Source organism: Acidaminococcus sp. HCP3S3_H5, assembly GCF_052122235.1.
Classification (GTDB): Bacteria; Bacillota; Negativicutes; order Acidaminococcales; family Acidaminococcaceae; genus Acidaminococcus.
The window spans coordinates 179,248-198,446 of the sequence record NZ_JBQKCS010000007.1; the positions used below are offsets into that span (position 1 = coordinate 179,248).

General features: G+C 56.9%; 10 protein-coding genes and 1 tRNA gene. 9 read left to right on the top strand and 2 right to left on the bottom strand.

Annotation, left to right across the window (positions count from 1 at the left end; all coding sequences use genetic code 11):
* The first annotated feature begins 2 nt into the window (after positions 1 to 2).
* The 3 genes from ACTQY5_RS09935 (at position 3) to ACTQY5_RS09945 (ending at position 2,046) form a co-directional block, all read left to right on the top strand.
* On the top strand, positions 3 to 1,001 hold the full coding sequence (locus ACTQY5_RS09935; protein ID WP_154487326.1) for a hypothetical protein: 999 nt from the start codon (positions 3 to 5) through the stop codon (positions 999 to 1,001).
* Positions 985 to 1,245 carry a YkgJ family cysteine cluster protein gene (locus ACTQY5_RS09940; RefSeq protein WP_154487325.1) on the top strand — a complete coding sequence of 87 codons (261 nt, stop codon included), beginning with the start codon at positions 985 to 987 and terminating at the stop codon, positions 1,243 to 1,245. Before ACTQY5_RS09935 ends, ACTQY5_RS09940 begins: the two co-directional genes overlap by 17 nt.
* A 408-nt stretch (positions 1,246 to 1,653) precedes the next feature.
* The gene (locus ACTQY5_RS09945) at positions 1,654 to 2,046 is read left to right on the top strand and encodes a multidrug transporter (protein ID WP_441369154.1); all 393 of its coding nucleotides are present in this window, start codon (positions 1,654 to 1,656) and stop codon (positions 2,044 to 2,046) included.
* Between the two features lie 1,037 nt (positions 2,047 to 3,083).
* Here the strand turns inward: ACTQY5_RS09945 and ACTQY5_RS09950 are convergent.
* Positions 3,084 to 3,172 (bottom strand) — tRNA-Ser (locus tag ACTQY5_RS09950).
* Positions 3,173 to 3,287: 115 nt separating this feature from the next.
* Between ACTQY5_RS09950 and hydE the strand changes: the two genes are divergently transcribed.
* The 5 genes from hydE to ACTQY5_RS09975 all read left to right on the top strand — a co-directional run bounded on the left by hydE (position 3,288) and on the right by ACTQY5_RS09975 (position 7,466).
* Positions 3,288 to 4,397 (top strand): [FeFe] hydrogenase H-cluster radical SAM maturase HydE, encoded by a 1,110-nt coding sequence (hydE, locus tag ACTQY5_RS09955; RefSeq protein WP_022488170.1) that lies wholly within the window; start codon positions 3,288 to 3,290, stop codon positions 4,395 to 4,397.
* Between the two features lie 147 nt (positions 4,398 to 4,544).
* Positions 4,545 to 4,757 carry a DUF1858 domain-containing protein gene (locus tag ACTQY5_RS09960; protein WP_022488169.1) on the top strand — a complete coding sequence of 71 codons (213 nt, stop codon included), beginning with the start codon at positions 4,545 to 4,547 and terminating at the stop codon, positions 4,755 to 4,757.
* Positions 4,758 to 4,771: 14 nt separating this feature from the next.
* Positions 4,772 to 5,380: a hypothetical protein gene (locus tag ACTQY5_RS09965; RefSeq protein WP_022488168.1), complete on the top strand. Its 609-nt coding sequence runs from the start codon at positions 4,772 to 4,774 to the stop codon at positions 5,378 to 5,380.
* Between the two features lie 13 nt (positions 5,381 to 5,393).
* Positions 5,394 to 5,954 (top strand): hemerythrin domain-containing protein, encoded by a 561-nt coding sequence (locus ACTQY5_RS09970; protein WP_022488167.1) that lies wholly within the window; start codon positions 5,394 to 5,396, stop codon positions 5,952 to 5,954.
* 78 nt (positions 5,955 to 6,032) lie between these two features.
* Entirely contained in the window at positions 6,033 to 7,466 is a 1,434-nt protein-coding gene (locus ACTQY5_RS09975; protein WP_154487324.1) for an amidohydrolase, read from the top strand.
* A 279-nt stretch (positions 7,467 to 7,745) separates the two neighbouring features.
* Here ACTQY5_RS09975 and ACTQY5_RS09980 read toward each other — a convergent pair whose 3' ends face one another.
* Entirely contained in the window at positions 7,746 to 7,937 is a 192-nt protein-coding gene (locus ACTQY5_RS09980; RefSeq protein ID WP_154487323.1) for a ferredoxin, read from the bottom strand.
* 781 nt (positions 7,938 to 8,718) lie between these two features.
* On the opposite strand from ACTQY5_RS09980, the gene ACTQY5_RS09985 reads away from it, so the two are divergent.
* On the top strand, positions 8,719 to 19,080 hold the full coding sequence (locus ACTQY5_RS09985; protein ID WP_441369155.1) for an S-layer homology domain-containing protein: 10,362 nt from the start codon (positions 8,719 to 8,721) through the stop codon (positions 19,078 to 19,080).
* The last annotated feature ends 119 nt before the right edge of the window (positions 19,081 to 19,199 follow it).

Sequence of the window (19,199 nt, forward strand, 5' to 3'; positions counted from 1 at the left end):
CCATGATTCCATTGCTTTTAGGAGCTGCTGCCCTGGTGATCGGGGGCAAGGGAGTGAAGAAGACCGTTTCCGCCGTCAGCAAAATGAATGATGCCAAGGACATGGCCCATCGGTACGAACGGCGGTCCAAGCGGGCGGAAGAAAAACGGGAAAAAGCCCGGGAACAGGCCGGAACCGCCATCGGGCAGCTGGGGGAGACCAAAATGAATATCCTTACCGGTTCCCTGCAGACCTTTGTGAAGGAATTCCGGCGGATCAAGAACGTGGATTTCCGGAACAGCGTGGGCCTGGAAGAACTGAGGGACTTCCGGCCGGACAGCCCGGCCCTGAAGGAAATCGCCGCTGCTTCCCAGAAGGCCCTGGAATTTTCCACCGGCGCCGTGGAAGGGGGCCTGGCCGGAGGCGCCATGGCCCTGGGAGCCTACGGAGCCGTAGGAGCCCTGGCCACCGCCTCTACTGGTACTGCCATTGCCGGCCTTTCCGGGGCCGCCGCCACCAACGCCACCCTGGCCTGGCTGGGAGGAGGTTCCCTGGCTGCCGGCGGCCTGGGCATCGCCGGAGGCACGGCAGTGCTGGGCGGCATCGTGGCGGCACCGGCCCTGATGGTGGCCGGCATTTTCCTGGAAAACAAGGCCGACGAAGCCATGGACCAGGCCCGGGCCTACCGGGAAGAAGTCAGGGAATTCGAAGAACGGTGCGACAGCAATATCGCCCTCATGGACGCCATCCGGACCCGGGGGGACCAGATCCGCAGCCTTTTGGACACTCTGGAAGGCCATTTCGCCGCCAGCTTGGAACAGCTCCAGGCCGTGCTCCGGCACAGCGGAACCGACTGGAGAAAGTACACCCCGGAAGAAAAACAGCAGGTGGGGAAGGCGGCCCTTTTGGCCAAGACCCTGAAAATTGTCTTGGATACCCCTCTCCTCCGGGAAGACGGGACCCTGACCCCGGAATCGGAAAAAATGCTGGCACAGGGCCTGGACCATGTTTCCCTGCAGTAAATGCGGCCAGTGCTGTAAAAAAGTGGGCCGCACCCCCCTGGCCAAAAACCTGGACCGGGGAGACGGGGTGTGCCGCCATTACGACGGAGCCACCCGCCTGTGCCGCATCTACCAGGAACGTCCCCTCCTGTGCCGGGTGGACGAGTACTACGACCGGTTCCTGAAGGACAAAATGCCCCGGGAAGAATGGTATCGGCTGAACCAGGAACAGTGCAGGAAGCTGCAGGATAAAAGTGCAGAGTGAAGAGTGCAGAGGGAAGAGGGAAGAGCGGGACGGCAGGGCCGCCCGCTCCATGCACCACCGCCTCCCGCCCAAAGGAGACCATTTTCCACGGGCAAATGCTTTTGAAGGAAAACGCAGCCCTGTGGGCTGCTAACCCACCACCCATGCTGGGCATGGATACCCCCGCCCTTGCAAAGGGCGGATATAAGACCGCCGGCCCTGCGCCCCTACAACGTTGGAATCGGGGGCCGACAACAACGGTCAGAGAAACGGATCCTCCAACAATCCCGTCCTCAGAATTTTCCGTGGTGAATCCCTGACCCCAACGCCGTAGGGGCTAGCCGCAGGCAAGCCCTTCCCGGCCGCCCAAGGGGCCTCTACAACGACGAACGACCCACGATGAATGAAACCAAAGGAGAAATTTCAACCATGTGCATTGAATCCGATTGGAAACTGTTCAGAAAACGCCTTCCAGGTTGGCAGGGAAATTACATGGCCACCCTGCTGGAACAGTATAAAGCCATCCTGGAAGAAGACACCCAGGCAGCCGAAAGGTTCCATAAACTGGAGGATGAACTCCTGGAACACAGAAAAGATGCAGGCGTACTCTGCGAAATGCGCAGGTCCCGGATGTTCAGCAACATCCTCTGCCTGATCCACGAAGGAGCCATCACCCAGGACGATCTGGAAGGCTTCAGCGAAGAACTGAGAAAACGAGTGGCTGGCTGGTTGAAGATGGAAGAGAAGGAAGATAGTAAAAAAGAGGTAAGGCATCGAGAGAGCAACTGGGTAAGGAATCCGGTTAAAAAAATCAAACCGTAAGTCCCCCCAGAGGGCATGCATCAACCGCCTCCCGCCAAAGGAGACCATTTGCCATGGGCAAATGTTTTTGAAGGAAAACGCAGCCCTGTGGGCTGCTAACCCACCACCCATGCTGGGCATGGATACCCCCGCCCTTGCAAAGGGCGGATATAAGACCGCCGGCCCTGCGCCCCTACAACGTTGGAATCGGGGGCCGACAACAACGGTCAGAGAAACGGATCCTCCGATAACCCCGTCCTCAGAATTTTCCGTGGTGAATCCCTGACCCCAACGCCGTAGGGGCTAGCCGCAGGCAAGCCCCTCCCGGCCGCCCAGAGGGGCCCATTCCGCACAAAAAAAGAGCCGTTGCCTGGGCAACAGCTCTTTTTTCAATTGCAGCGAAGGTGGGAATACCCTTATTCGCAAATGGTTAGACGAGCACGATAAAGACGGCAACTAGCCAAAAAATACCCCCGGGCTAGCCCCCCAGGGGTATTCGTGCAAGTATGCACCTTTTGTCCTTCTGGCTGATTCCATTATAGGCCAGAAAGACAGGAAAGTCAATTACGGGAACGGTATTGTATGTGTCAACAAGTTCTTGGAGAAGCCTCCATCACAGTACCGTTATTCATGCATGTTTGAAAGGGCAGAGTGAAGAGTGCAGAGGGAAGAGCGGGACGGCAGGGCCGCCCGCTCCATGCATCAACCGCCTCCCGCTAAAGGAGACCATTTGCCATGGGCAAATGCTTTTGAATGAAAACGCAGCCCTGTGGGCTGCTAACCCACCACCCATGCTGGGCATGGATACCCCCGCCCTTGCAAAGGGCGGATATAGAACCATGGGCCGGGCTGCCGTACAAAGTTGGAATCGGGGACTGACAACAACGGTCAGAGAAACGGATCCTCCAACAACCCCGTCCTCAGAATTTTCCGTGGTGAATCCCTGACCCCAAGGTTGTAGGGGCTAGCCGCAGGCGAGCCCATCCCGGCCGCCCAGAGGGGCCCATTCCGCACAAAAAAAGAGCCGTTGCCCGGGCAACAGCTCTTTTTTCAATATTTGGCGGAGGAGGTGGGATTCGAACCCACGGTCCCTTGCGGAATCGCCAGTTTTCAAGACTGGTGCCTTAAACCACTCGGCCACCCCTCCATAAGCTAACAGAGTTAGTATATCGTAGTGATTTTCCCTTGTCAAGGAACTCTGCCTACTCTTTTTATCCAACCTAGTGTATAATAAAAGTACTGCAATCAAAAGGAAAGGGCGGGTGGACATTGTGGATCTGGTGGACAAGCTGAAGGAATATTCCGTGCTTACGGAGGAGGAGTATAAAGAACTCCTGCTGACGGAGGATCCTCTGCTCCGGGCCAAGCTGTTCCGGGGGGCCCAGGAGGCCATGAATTTTGTGTTCCACCGGAAGGTGCATTTCCAGGGGGTGCTGGAATTCACCAACCACTGTCCCCAGAACTGCCTGTTCTGCCGCCGCCGGGAAGAGAACAACGACCTGCCCCGTTTCCGGCTGAACTGGGAACAGATCCGGGGCGCCTGCGAACTGGGGTACCAGATGGGGATCCGGTCCTTCCTGCTCCAGGGCGGGGAAGACCACTACTATACGGACATGATCATGTGCAACCTGCTCCGGAACCTGCAAAAGCAGTTCCCGGACTGTGCCCTGGGGCTGTCCATCGGGGAACGGAGCCGCCAGTCCTACCACCGGCTCCACCAGGCCGGGGCCCAGCGGTATTTCCTCAGCTTCCAGACCGCGGATCCTCTCCATTTTTCCCGGCTCCATCCTCCCACCCATTCCCTGTCCACCAAAATCGCCTGCATCAACGATCTGAAAGACCTGGGTTTTGAAACGGATACCGGGTTCCTGGTGGGAGCCCCTTATGAACAGGCGGAATACCTGGTCCGGGATCTGACCCTGCTCCAGGAGCTGGCTCCCCATTCCATCACCCTGACCCCCTTCCTGCCGGAAGAGGGGACACCTTTCTACCAGCAGGACCGGATGGCCCTGGAAGAATACCTGCGGCTTACGGCGGTGCTGCGGATCCTGTTCCCCCGGGCCAACATTGTGGCTCCCTGGTCCATCCGGCGGATCCATGCCCACGGCCAGATCCTCAGCGTCCAGAGCGGGGCCAATGTGCTGCGGATGCCCATGGCGCCTCCTGCCGGCCCGGAAGACCTGAGCCAGGACGCTCAGAAAAAGATGCTCCACACGGTGGAAGTCATGTACCGGTATCTGAAAAATTACGGGTACTATCTGACCCCGGGCCGGGGAGATTCCCTGCTGTATCCCCACCGGGTGGAAGACCCTGAGCCCGCAGCCCTGGAAGAGGCCAAGACGGAAGAGACGGAAAATCCCGAAACTGAATAAAGAAAACCAAGATATGTTGTTAAAACAACATATCTTTTTTTGTTCCTCCCGTATACTATGACATGTAAGGAAACAAAGAACCTGCCGCTAGGCCAGGTTCTGCTGATAAGGAAAAACAAAAATCATCATACAATGGAGGAAATGAAAATGGAAAACGCAAAGAAAATCACGGGCGAAATGCTGGTTGGCAAGATCTGTGCTGAACATCCGGAAGCCATCCCGGCTCTCCAGGCTGTAGGGATGCACTGCCTGGGCTGCCCTTCTTCCCAGATGGAATCTTTGAATGACGCTGCCTTCGTCCACGGGCTGGACCCTCAGAAGGTGGTTGACGCTGTGAACGCCGCTCTGGCGGAAAACTGAGGGGAGGGGAGACCATGAGCGCATTTCTGGGACCCATCCATCACTGGCTGTACGGCAAGATCCAGCTCCAGGAAGCCATCATCGCCCGGATCGCCGGAGAAGCGGAAAAACAGGGCTGGGGCACCGGGGACAAACCGGCAGCTGACTATGTAAAGGAAGAAACCCGTCCTCTGGACGAACTGATCGACACCACCAACATCCACGGCTGGCTCCAGGGCCGGATCCACGATGCGGAAGGCCGTTATGCCCAGCTGGTGTCCGCCCTGCTCCACCACAACGACAACCTGCTGCCGGAACTGGAAAAACTGGCCCGGGAAGTGGGCCAGGACCGGGCTCTGGGTTCGGACGCCGATGCTTCCGCCATCTACCGGGCCTTTGAAGACGCCTTCCTGAACGGCATGCCCTGCGACCGGGTGAACCAGGTCACCGACCAGAATCCGGATGCCTTCGCCTGGGACCAGACCGATGATCTCCACGGGGGCTACTGGCAGGAAGCGGACGTGAACCCCCGGGTGTACTACATCCTGCGGGATGCCATGATGGAAGGGATGCTGGAAAACACCGGCTACACCCTGGAACAGGAAGACCACACCCATTACGTGCTCCGTCCCAAAGCGGCCTGAAGGAGGAAGAACCATGACCTACAGCATTGAGTGCATGAAAAAAGAACATGAGAACATCAGCCGGATGCTGGAAGTGATCCGCCAGGCCTGCATCGGGATCCTGGAACTGTCTCCGGTGGACGTGGGGGATTTTCGGGACATGGTGGATTTCATCCGGAACTATGCGGACAAACATCATCACGGGAAGGAAGAAAAGTTCCTGTTCCCGGTGATGGTGCAGAAGCTGGGCCGGGTGGCGGACAACCTGGTGACCCACGGGATGCTGGTGGAACACGACCTGGGCCGGGACCACGCCATGAGCCTGGCCACCGCCCTGGATGAATACGAAAAGAATCCCAAGACCGAATACAAGCTGGACATCCTGACGGAAGCCATGGGCTACGCACGGCTGCTGAAGCGCCACGTGGAAAAGGAAAACAACGTGGTGTACACCTTCGCCGAAAACCAGCTGACCCCGGAAGACCTGGCGGACATCGACGCCAAAAGCAGGAAATTCGAGGAAGAAGAAGGGGCCAAAGGGGTCCAGGACCATTACCTGGGAATTTTGGAACGGTTGGAGAAGAAGTATCTGTGAGTAAAGGGGCTGCTTGGAAAAGCAGCCCCTTCTTTGTGCTATAATGAAACCATCTTCTATTCTAGGGAGCGTGATGGTATGGATGCACAGAAAATCATTGAACGGGCGGTGGATGACCGGTACCGGGAGGAACTGATCGGCCTGAGCCGGAAAATCTGGGAACTGGCGGAAGTGGGCTACGAAGAAACCCGGTCCGCCGAAACCCTTTGTGAGGCCCTGGAACACCACGGGTTCGCCGTTACCCGTCATCTGGTGAACATTCCCACTGCTTTCAAAGGCGTCTGGGGCAAGGGACGCCCGGTGGTGGGGATCCTGGGAGAATACGACGCTTTGCCGGGACTCAGCCAGGAAGCGGGCTGCCCGGTGAAAAAGCCGGAACACGAAGGCTGCCCCGGCCATGGCTGCGGCCACAACCTGCTGGGCACCGGGGCACTGGCCGGCGCCCTGGCCCTGAAGGACTATCTGGAAGAAACCGGCAAACCGGGCACCGTGGTGTATTTCGGTACTCCGGCAGAAGAAAACCTCAGCGGCAAAGCCTTCATGGCCCGGGACGGGGCCTTTGACGGGGTGGACTTCTTCCTTACCTGGCATCCGGCTCCGGAAAACCGCACCGCCACCCCCCACCTGAACGCCAACGTGTGCCGGACCTACAAGTTCAAAGGCATCACCTCCCACGCCGGAGGCGCTCCCGAACTGGGCCGCAGCGCCCTGGATTCCTGTGAGATCATGGGGGTGGGGGCCAATTACCTCCGGGAACACGTGATCATGGAAGCCCGGATCCACTACGCCTATCTGGACGTGGGCGGCCGGGCCCCGAACGTGGTCCAGGACCATGCGGCGGTCCGCTATGTGGTCCGGGCCCCCTATTACCGGCAGGTGAAGGAAATCGTTCCCCGGCTGGACGACGTGGCCCGGGGGGCGGCTCTCATCTGCGGCACCCAGGTCACTGTGGAACGGGAATCCGGCTATTCCGAATACATCAACAACAAAGTCCTGGCCCAGGCAGCCACCGAAGCCTTCCACGCCATCGGTGCGCCCCAATGGGATGACCGGGACTTCGCCCTGGCCAAAGCCTTTACCGATTCCTTCAGCGACAGCATGAAGACCAAAGAAAAGGACATGATCCTGAAACGGTACGGCCGGGACCGGCTGGAAGAAAAACTGGCCCGGCCCCTGGATACGGAGATCAAGGACTTTGATCCCGACCGGGAAGAACTGGATTTCGGCTCCACCGATGTGGGGGACGTGGGCTTCATCGCTCCCACCTACTACTTCAACGTGGCCACCGAAGCCCTGGGCACTCCGGGCCATTCCTGGTACAAAACCGGCCAGGTGAATTCCAGCATCGGCCAGAAAGGCATGCTCACCGCCGGCAAAGTCATCGCCCTGACTGCGGTGAAAGTCCTGGAAGACCCGGCCCTGCTGACAGCCGCCAAAGAAGAATTCCAGGCCAAGAACAACGGCCAGTACGACTGCCCGGTGGCAGGAGTGGAGAAGCTGCCGAAGCTGTAAGGGCCGGGAAGGGCGGGCCTTCGGCCCGCCCCTGCGGCGTCTCCGTCGGACATTCGGGCTGCTGGTCAGAAAAACACAGATGCCCCGACAATTCCGTCCCTATGGTTTTCCTGATGGATCTTTGACCCCAACGCTGTAGGGGCTTGCCGCAGGCAAGCCCATCCCGGCCGCCCAGGGGGCAAAAACGTTCAAAACCAGATGCGGTAGCATCTGGTCTCTATCGGCCGCTGACCGCTGACAAAAAAAAGACCGGCAGCCGCCGGTCTTTTTTCCTTACTCTCAGTCTTCTACTTTTTCAATGGCACTTGCCGGGCAGCCTTCCATGGCAGCCAGGGCATTGGCTTCTTCTTCAGCCGGAACAACATCGGGAATGGCTTCCGCCACACCGGCGTCCGTCATATGGAACACAGCAGGGCAGGTCCCTTCGCACAGCCCGCAGCCGATACAATTTTCGTTAACCTTGAATTTCATAACAGTCACTCCCCTTTACTTTGGGCCCGGCACCGGTATTCGGTGACCGGGCCTCTTTATGGTTCCAGTATAGCCCGGGAACCTGAAAAAAACAGTTGGTGGAACAACGAATGAAAAAAATAGTGAAGAGTGTAGAGTGAAGAGTGAAGAGCAGGGACGGTGGGGCCGGACCGCCTCACGCCAAAGGAGACCTTTTGCCGGAGGCAAATGCTCCCGAATGGAAACGCAGCCCAGGGGGCTGCTAACCCACCACCATTGCGCAGGCGCAACGGTCCCCCGCCCTTGCAAAGGGCGGATAACAAGTACGTGGGCTTCGCCCTTGTACTGAAATAAACAATGGGCCGAAGGCCCGAGCGTATATCCGCCCTTTGCAAGGGCGGGGGACCAGCCGCAAGGCTGGTGGTGGGTTAGGCGCCGCAGTACCCGGCGCCGTCGTCCTTCCCGGCCGTCGGTCGGGCCATACGTTCAGAACCAGATGCGTCAGCATCTGGTCTCCACAACGATGAACGACCAACGACAGACTCGCTCCCCACAATCTACCTGTAACAACTGCAAAAATGATAAAAATACAAATATCCACAAATTCCTCACTTTATTTTCATCTTTTATTCATTATCACAATTTTATTCATTTGGCGTAAATTCCTTATTGAAGACTGAAATACAACATATTACAATGAGAAATGTAATTTCAGCAGAATGGATTGCAGACAGGAATGAAAATCTACAGCTGATAAGAATAAATCGTTACTGGAATGCCAAAATACAGACAGTATAGAAATATGGCAGAAACGGTGATTCCGGTGAAATTGAGCAAGGGGGAGACCTATGAACAGGATCTACAAGGTCATCTGGAGCAAAGTGCGGAACAGCTGGGTAGTGGTATCGGAAATCGCCCGGAACCACGGGAAGGAACATTCCCAGCGGAAAAATATACCGGGGGGGTATATGCCCTGACTCTGGCCCTGGCTCTGGGCCTCACCTGGCCCTCAGGAGCATGGGCGGCGGATAAAACGGTTGATCTGGGCAATGGGGGCGCCGCGGCTTACGATAACAAGGGCAATCTGACTGTAGGGAAAGTAGTTCAAGGCCAAAGCACTGACAAAAAAGGTGAAAATAACACTGCCATTGGTACCCAAAGCGATACCCTCCGCAACGTAACGGAAGGGGATACCACCAAAAACGGCCAGCCCATGGATGCAGCCAATACCAAGTTGGTAGACGGGGAAGGGGCAGCCCATAAACTGGACACCTCCACTGAATCCGGCGGCTCCACAGCTGTAGGTTACAATAACAAGGCTGAAGGGGACAATTCCACCGCCATCGGCAACACGGCAAAAATCACCAACAAACCCATAACCTATTACGCCGACAAAGACGGCAACAAGACTACATCTACCGACAATGCCGCCTGGTACAAGGACAGCAGCGGCAATCCCACCCAGGTGCCCCAGGTGTTCCGGGACGCCGACGGCAACACCACTACTGTGCCCCAGTACGTCCATACTTATACGGTCAAAGATCCGGATACCGGGGTAGAAACCACCAAAACCGAAATCACCAGTGATGCCGCAAAGGCCGACCAGAAAGACGGCAAGCCGGTATACAACTACCAGAAATCCGACAACCTGGATAAACTCTATTCCGTCACCCTCTACCAGGCCGCCAGCAATTCCATCGCCGCCGGGTCCAGTGTGACCGCCAACGGGAACAACGCCGTGGCAGTAGGGTACAATTCCACTGCGGACAATTCCGCCGTAGCAGTGGGGGATACGGCTGTGGCCAGTGAAAATGCCGTATCCATCGGCAAAAATACTAATGCCAGCGTGGAAGGCTCCATTGCTCTGGGTAAAGATTCGAAAGCAGACCGCTCCGGCGGCATTACCGGCTGGGACCCCAAGACCGGCACCACGTCCACCCAGAGCGGCCTGGCCTGGAAATCCACAGAAGGCGCCCTTTCCGTAGGCAGCGGCAGCGTCAGCCGCCAAATCACCGGCGTAGCCGCCGGCAGTGAAGACAGTGATGCCGTCAACCTGGCTCAGCTGAAAAACGCCATGACCCATTACTACAGCGTGAAGACCACAGCAGATACGGATGCAGCCGGGAACAACAACTACCTCAACGATGGCGCCACCGGCGACAATGCCCTGGCCGCCGGGGTCAGCGCTGTGGCCAAGGGGAACAATGCCACGGCTGTGGGTACCCAGACCTATGCGTCGGGAGAAGATGCCTCTGCTTACGGATACCGGGCTGCAGCCATGGGGAAAGACAGCGTATCCATCGGTTCCGGGACCAGTGCCCAGCAGGAAGGAGCTGTGGCTATCGGTGGACATGCGATTGGAAGTAATTCTATTGCCATCGGTTCAGATTATCGCAGCAATCGGGTTAGTGCTGCCGGTAGCAGTTCTATTGCTATTGGCGGGTATACCAACAGTGATTACAATGTTGCCATTGGTTCCGGGTCATCCACCAGCGGCCCGTATGCCATCACTGTTGGCGGTTCTGCCACATCGGATCATGCAGTTTCTATCGGCGGTGTAGCTGGAAATTCACAGGCAACGGCCGTAGGCAGCGGCTCTTCAGCAACGGGTCAACAGAGTACAGCCATTGGGGCTTATTCTGCAGTCAGTGGCAGTCATGCCGTTACCGTGGGTGGTACAGCCTCGGGCGATAATGCCGTTTCTGTAGGCGGTGTGGCTTCCGATAATGCAACTGCCGTAGGACGTGGTTCAACCGCTTCCGGCGGCCAGAGTACGGCCGTCGGTTTTCAGTCGGCTGCTGGTGGAAGCAATTCTACAGCAGTGGGCTTGAGTGCTGCGGCTTCCGGCTCTTCGGCTACAGCGGCAGGGTATGGAACAAATGCACAAGGTAATTATTCTACGGCCCTGGGGAACATGAGTTCAGCAAGAGGGGAAAATTCTACGGCCGTTGGCGGAGCCAGTGCCAGAGGAAAGAATGTGACGGCTATCGGCAAGAGTTCCACCGTGGAAGGTAATGGCTATTATGATGATTCGGTTACGGACGCAACAGCCATTGGCGGTGCCCATGTTGGCGGAGATGCAAATTATTCTACGGCCATCGGTTCCAATGCTACGACAAATCAGAATTATGGCGTGGCTTTGGGCTACAATTCCAATGTATCCTATGCAAGTACAGGTATAGGCTCTGGAACCAAAGCCTCCAATACAGGTACGGCTGTAGGCTATAATGCTCAGTCTTCCGGATACCAGTCCGCTGCCGTAGGGGCTGGTTCCAATGCTACGGGACAAAATGCTGTTTCTTTGGGTGGCGGAGGAGCCTGGGGGAATTACAGCATTGCCCTGGGATCCGGAGCCGGGACCACGGCTCATGGCATTGCCTTGGGACAGAACAGTGGGGCCTGGGGTGAAAACGCCATTGCCATCGGCGAAGGGACCAATGCCTGGCGGGCCAACTCCATTGTCCTGGGGAAAAATTCCAAATCCGGGGCGGATAAAAATATCGAAGGCTATGACCCGCGGACCGGCATGGCTTCTGTGGATGATACCTCAACCTGGCAGTCCACGGACGAAGCTGTTTCCATCGGCCGGGCAGAAGAACGGGATGGGGATGGCAAAATCACTGCCACTGCCATTACCCGCCAGCTGAACAATCTGGCTGCTGGTACTCTGGATACGGATGCCGTCAACGTGGCCCAGCTGAAAGCGGCCACCCAGAAGGTCAATGTCCATGACTACAGCGTCTGGTCTCCCGATACGGAAACAGATACCAACTATACCAACGAAGGTGCTGTGGCTAAAAATTCCATGGCAGCCGGTGTCAGCGCCAAGGCGACGGGCGACTCTGCTGTAGCCATCGGCAATGGCGCTCAGGCAGAGGGAAAGGGTGCCACGGTCATCGGCAAGAATGCCAAGGCTACGGGCCAGTATGCCACGGCCTTTGGCGGGCTGGAAACCACTGATAAAAAAGGAAATATTGTCAATATTATCAATACGGCCAGCGGTGCATCTTCCACGGCCTTTGGCCAGGGTGCTCAGGCTAAAGGTGCTGCTTCTCTGGCTTTTGGCCATAATACGGTGGCAGGTGCAGATGACGGCAGTGGCCAGCAGTCCGTGGCTTTCGGCGAAGACACGCAGGCTCTCGGCGGCCGTTCCCTGGCCTTTGGCGAGAAGACCATTGCCAAGTACAATGACTCCGTCGCTTTCGGCAACGATACCCGCGCTTCTTCCACGGGCGCCACGGCCTTTGGCAACCGTACCCGTGCTCTGGCACAGTATTCCACAGCCTGGGGTAACGCCACTGTCGCCGCCGATGAAGAATCAACGGCCTGGGGCACGGATACCATCGCTGGTGCCAAACTCGACGAGAATGGTGCTGTGACCAACAAATACACGGAAGATGACACGAATAAGACAGAACAGATGGATGTCCATGGCAATCTTGCCTACACGTACACATCTGCTGCTGATAATAAAGTTCATACTGCCGGCATCAAGCAGATGCCAATCGACAGCGGCAGCGAACTCCACGATTATGTGGTTCTGGCCGGCAAGGATGGCAACACCTACGTCCGTGATTATCAGGGCAGTCTCTGGAAGGTCAATGTCGATGCCAATGGAAATGTTACCATTGATACGTCGGCAGGTACGAACGGTAAAGTCTACAATGGCCAGAAGAAGACCTCTTCAGCCAAAACTACGATTAATGGTACAGAAGTCGCCATTACGCCGGACAATGTGCTGACGAAAGCCCATGAAGGAACGAACGGCTACAACATCGACGGCTATAAAGATGCCACGGCCTTCGGCTATTCCACCGAGGCTTCTGGCGACTACGCCACGGCCTTCGGCAACGACACCAAGGCCGCTGCGGCAGGTGCCACGGCTTTCGGCTACAAGACGCTTGCTTCCGGTGAGAACTCCACCGCCTTTGGTGAGAATTCCATCGCCGCCGGCAAGAATTCTTTGGCGGCCCTCGGCGCTACCACAACAGACGCTGCAACTAACGCGGCCGCCATCGGGAGCGGCGCCAAGGCAACCCTGGCGGACAGCGTGGCTCTGGGCAGCGGGGCTCTGGCCAACCGTGCCAGCGGATCCAAGGGCTATGATGTGCTGACAGGAACTGCCAGCACAAATACTTCCGCGGCTTGGGTTTCCAATGCCAACGCCCTTGCTATCGGCAACGACACGGAAGGCAGCCTGCTGACCCGCCAGATCACCGGTGTGGCAGCCGGGTCCCTGGATACAGATGCGGTGAACGTGGCCCAGCTGAAAGGGGCGGGCCTGAGCTTCACCACAAACACCAAAGATGCTTCCAACACCACGGACAACTACAAGGGCTACAAGGTGGTCAGCCGGAAACTGGGAGATACGATTTCCATCAAGGCCAGCGACGAAGCGGCTAACCACAGCTACAGTACCGCCAACCTGACCACCCGGATTGCGGAAAACGGGGATATCTCCATCCTCATGGACGAGAATCCGGCCTTTACGTCGGTTACCACCAGCGATGTGATTTTTGCCGGCAATCCGGACCTGACGGACAAGGACGGCAAGGCGGCCAAGGCGGATACCAATGCCGCCTACGGTACCAAGACCTTGACGGACAGCCAGAACATCACCTCCGCCGGTAATGACACCCAGGCCACTCGCCTCCACTATAAGGATGACCAGGGCCATACGTATGAAGTCGCCACCATGGATGACGGCCAGATCTACGCCGGCGATATCAAGACCGATGGCACACTGGACAACACCGGCTTTGCCCGGACCATGAACCAGAAGACCACCATCAACGGCGGCGTGACGGAAAAGGATAAACTGACCGATAACAACATCGGCGTGGTCTCCAACGGCACCGACACCCTGACCGTGAAACTGGCCAAGGACCTCAAGGACCTGAACTCCGTCACCACCGGCAAGACCGTCCAGAACGACAGCGGCATCAAGATTACCAACAATGCAGGCGATGAGACCAAGAACGTCATCATCAACGGCGACCAGATTTCCTTTGGCGGCAACCAGGTTAACAACATGGGAAGCGGCTCCGACGGCACGGCTGATGGAAAACCGACCTACAACACGGACACCAACGGCGCCAATATCGGCGATGTCAAGAATATCGCGGGCAGCACCACGGATGCAGCCAAGCTCACTGGCGACTCGAATATCACCGTCACCTACAATGATGCGGCTGCCGGCGGCAAGAACACGGTCAAGCTCAACGACAGCATCACGCTGGGCAGCGATGACGGTAAGAAAGTTACCATCGACGGTACGAAGGGCACTATTACGGTTGGTGATAAAGTCAGCTTTGATGGCAGTACTGGCAAGGGCAGCATCGGTGGCGTGACCATCGGCAGTCAGACCGGCGTTGCCACCACTAAGAAGGATGGCGACAAGGCCAAGACGGAAGACGGCACCTTTGTCACGGGCCTGACCAACACGACCTGGAACCCCGATGCCAACGGTATCGTCAGCGGCCGGGCGGCTACGGAAGACCAGCTCAAGACGGTATCTGACACGGTCAATGCCGGCTGGGAACTGGATGTCAACGACGGCAAGCAGAAAGATGTGACGCCTACCAGCAGGAAGGTCAACTTCAAGCAGGGACAGAACATCATCATCTCCGGCAGCGGCGACGATGTTACTGTGAGAACGGATGATACGGTGCGCTTTACGACGATTAACGTAACAGGCGATAAGGATGCTTCAGGCAGCTACACCGGCGGCATCACCATCGGCAAGCAGTCCGGCGGCAATAGCGCCAACCCCGGCCCGGGCTACTATATCACTGGATTAGAAAATACGAGTTGGAACAGCAGTCAGATCCAGAGCGGCCGGGCGGCTACGGAAGATCAGCTCAAACAGGTTGCCGAAGATATCAAGCATGGCACGGTAGACGGCGATAAATACATCACCGGCGGCAATGCTACCTATGATGAATCCGGCAAAGGCTCGGCGGCTCTTACCGGCACCAATGGCCTCGAGGGCACGATTTCCAATCTTCACGATTACTATGTCACCAGGGGCGAAGTGTCGAATGATGGCAAGACTTTGATCATGACCAAGAATGACGGCACTACCTTCAATGTAAGCCTTGATAAAGTCATGCAGTCGGATATGCGCCTGGTGAAGAACCCTGCCAGCAAGGACGGCAAGTACACCGTTGATAATAATGGTGATTTGACGATCACTGTGCAGGATGCCAATGGTACAGAAGCAACGAAGCAGACCATCACGCTCTCCGGCCTGGCTTCCAAGGAAGAAGTGGATAAAGGACTCAATTTCGCGGCCAACTCCGGCACGGCTTATAATGCCAAACTGGGCGGCAAAGTGACCATTAAGGGCAGTGATCTCAAGACAGGCCATGACTACAGCGAAGATAACCTGACCACCGAAGTCGATGCCGACGGCAATATCACCATCAAGATGGACAAGGACCTGACGGCTAACACGGTGACAGTCAGCGGCAAGGATGGCAAAGACGGCCAGATCGGCATCACCGGCAAGGACGGCGCTGACGGCACAGTGACCACCATCATCAAGACCATCGGCAAGAATGGCACCGATGGCAAGAATGGTACGCCTGGTGTCAACGGCACCGACGGCATCACCCGCATTGTCTATCAGGACGGTGAAGCCGGCACTACGACCCATACCGTGTCCACCCTGGATGACGGCCTGAAATTCGGGGCCAATATGCCGGTGGCCGGCAAGACAGCCAATCCGGTGGGCAATAAACTGAACAGCACCATCAACATCAAGGGGGCCGGCACGAAAGAACTGGACAAATACTCCGGTCAGAATCTGCTGACTTCCGTGGAACAGGATGCGGATGGCAACACCACCATCCATGTACTCATGGACAAGAACATCTCTGCGGACAGCGTGGTGGTAGGCCAGGAAGGCAAAGCCGGGAATGACGGCAAGGATGGGTACATCGGCATCAACGGGAAAGACGGCGCTGATGGCATCACCACCACCATAATCCGTACGGAAAAAGGACAGCCCGGTGCTGACGGCAAGAATGGCAAACCTGGCGTGGACGGCACGGACATCACCCGTATCGTCTATACGGACAAAAATGGGCAGAACCCCCAGACCGTAGCTACGCTCGATGACGGCCTGAAGTTCGCCGGCGATGACGGCCAGAATGATGATACAAAAGTCATCAACAAGAAGCTCAATAAACGGCTGGATATCGTGGGCAAAGCCCAGGGTGACCTGACGGACGCCAATATCGGTGTGACAAAAGATGATAATGGCAAGCTCTACATCCGGCTGGCCAAACATGTAAATCTGGATGATGGCACCCTGCAGGCCGGTGATGCTACGATTGGCCACTTCACCAACACGGAACTGACCACCAACAAGGGCAACCATCCGGTTGATGGCAGTTATACGATTGGTCTGTCCAATAAGGACTGGAGTGTAACGGCCCCGGATTATGTCAGTGGCCGGGCTGCCACCGAAGATCAGCTGGCCAAAGTCAGTGAAGCCATCACTAATGCCACCACAGCTGCCGGCAAGCGTACCGTGGTCACGGTCAACGACAAGTCTGATCCGGCAACCGCTGATCCGGGGACCAATACCTATGGGGAATATGACAAAAAGAACGGCAACCTGATGATTGCTGCTGAAAGAGACAGCGATGGCCTCATGACCTACAACATCAAGCTCAACGACAATCTGGCCCTGGGCAAAGACGGTGCGGACGGTCAGGAAGGCTCCATTGGCCTCACCGGCAAAGATGGTCTCCCGGGGACCGACGGTAAACAGAGGTACAGTACTACCATCATCAAGACGGAAAAGGGACAGGCAGGAAAAGATGGCAAGACCGGCAAGGAAAATCTTAGCGGCACGGACATCACCCGCATTGTCTATACCGATAAGGATGGCCAGAATGCCCAGACCGTGGCCACCCTGGACGACGGGCTGAAATTCGTGGGCAACGACGGCCAGGAAGTCACCCGGAAGCTGAATGAGACCCTGTCCATCAAAGGCGGCTTGGATAAAGACGCTGTAGCCAAGGCATCCAGCAAGAACCTGGGCGTCCGCAAGAGTGGCGACGGACTGGAAATCGTCATGACCGATACGCCGGACTTCACCAAGGTCATGGTGGGCGGTGACAACAAAATCACCATCGGCGGACAGACCAATTCCGACACCAAGAATCCGGCCAACGGTAACTACATCACTGGTCTGAACAACACCAAGTGGGACAAGGACCATGTGACGGAAAACCGGGCCGCTACGGAAGGGCAGCTCCGCGATATTGTCGGCTCCATCACCAATCAGAACCAGGGCGGTGGTTTTGCCCTGACGTCTGATGAAAAAGGCGCTGACAAGATTGTCAAGCAGGATTTGGGCAAGGCTATCCAGATTAAAGGTGACACGACCTACAAGGCTGATGGCACTGTGGAAAAAGCTGGCAACATCAAGACTTCCATAGACAATGGAGCCATCAAAGTTGAACTGAATAAAGATGTCGACCTGACTAAAGACGGCAGCATCAAGGCTGGCGAAACGACCATCAATAAAGATGGGGTGAAGACTAACGAAGTCAAAGTCGGTGACATCACCATCACCAAAGACGGCATCAACGGCGGGGCCAAGCAGATTACCAACATTGCCAGCGGCATTGACGGCAAGCAGTATGCCGATGCCGGCGACAACAATGCGGCCAGCATCGGGGATGTGAAGCAGCTGGCCAAGAATGAAGCAAAGGCTTCGGAAGCCAAGAGCGGCAAGAATATCACCGTGAAGGATGACCATACGGTGAACCTGAATGATGATATCATCCTGGGCAATGATCCCAATAAGCAGGTTGCCATCAAGGGCTCCAACGGCCAGGTAGTCATCGGGTCCGGTGACAGCACCATGACTCTGGGCAAGCAGTCCAATACAGCGGGAGACAGCAATCCGGCAGACGGGAACTACCTGAACGGTCTGGACAACCGGAAATGGGATGGAGAACACATCCAGAACGGCCGGGCCGCTACGGAAGATCAGCTGAAGACGGTCAGCGACAAGGTGAACAGCGGCCGCAAGTTCCAGGGTGATGACGGCAAAGATGTGACCGTGGACCTGGGCAAGACTTTGAACATCAAAGGCGGTGCCGCAGACGTCAGCGATGCCAAAAACATCGGTATCGTGAGAGGGGACGATAATACCCTCAATGTACGCCTGGCCAAAGACCTGACCGGCCTCAACAGCGTCACCACCGGCAGCACCACCATCAACAACAGCGGGCTGATCGTGAAGACCGGGGATGCCAACCGGACCATCACTGTCCAGGACGGCAAGGTGGACATGGGCGGCAACCAGATCCACAATGTGGCACCGGGGACGGCACCGACCGATGCGGTGAACGTGAGCCAGCTCCAGCAGACCGGCCGGGCCATCAACCAGCTGGGCAACAGTGTGAATAAACTGGGTGCCCGGGTGGACCGGGTAGGGGCCAACTCCGCAGCCCTGGCCGCCCTCCATCCCCTGGACTTCGATCCTGACGACAAACTGGACTTTGCCGTGGGGGCCGGCAGCTACAGCGGCGCCAATGCGGTGGCCCTGGGGGCCTTCTACCGGCCCAACGAGGACGTGATGTTCAGCCTGGGGGGCAGCACCGGCGGCGGTGAAAACATGGTGAACATTGGCGCCACCTTCAAGCTGGGCCAGCACAACCACGTATCCAACAGCCGGGTGGCCATGGCCAAGGAAATCCGGGGCCTGAAGGAACTGGTGGCCAAGCAGGAAGGGGAGATGCAGCAGCTGAAGACCCTGATGAACCAGATGGCCGGCCGGACCGTGATGAAGGTGGACAAGGATGCCCTGTTCCCGGATATCCCTGAAAACCACTGGGCCTATGACTACGTGACCAAACTGGCCAAAGCAGGCATTGTGGAAGGGTACGAAGACGGAGAATTCAAAGGGAACCGGATGATGACCCGGTACGAATTCGCCGCGGTGATCTACCGGGCCATTATGGCCGGAGCTGGTTCCAACCCGGCCCTGGACCAGGATGGGACCCTGGGGAAACTGGTGAAGGAATTCGACGGAGAACTGAAATACATCCGCATCGACGTGATCGAAAAAGACAGACACGGAAAGCCCACCATCGAAAGGGTGCGGACCGTGGAAGACAGTGAAAAGCATCATGGGAAGTAAAAAAGAGGGGGGGGGTGCCGCCCCCCCCCCCCCCCCCCCCCGTTGCTGTAGAGCGGGGTAGGGGCTCAAGTCTGGAGTCTGAAGTCTGGAGCCGAATGTTAAATTTGCATGCAAATTTT